Annotated in this window: 1 pseudogene; it reads left to right on the top strand. The window is 49.0% G+C overall.

The features are described 5' to 3' along the window. Nucleotides 1-247: pseudogene (locus MTCD1_RS19945) on the top strand (permease-like cell division protein FtsX); the annotation flags it as partial.

The raw sequence follows: 247 nt of genomic DNA, 5'->3' as shown, positions 1-247 counted from the left end.
CAGTGACACCGAGTCTCAGGTATTCGAGTCCTACCGGCGCACGTGAGTTACTCAAGAAGTTAGAACTGGAACCCGAAGTGAGCTTTGGCCGACTCGATATTGAGTGGCTGGAAAGACTACAGGCCGTGGTGAAGTTACTCGAGCGTACTGTGTTAGCCATTGCCGCTTTATTAGTGTTAGCCGTTGTACTCGTGATAGGTAATACCATACGTTTAGCCATCATGAATCGTCGTTCCGAGATCGAAGT

It is taken from the genome of Colwellia marinimaniae (genome assembly GCF_002207865.1).
Taxonomy (GTDB): domain Bacteria; phylum Pseudomonadota; class Gammaproteobacteria; order Enterobacterales; family Alteromonadaceae; genus Colwellia; species Colwellia marinimaniae.
This window is presented reverse-complemented; position numbering and strand designations above follow the sequence as displayed.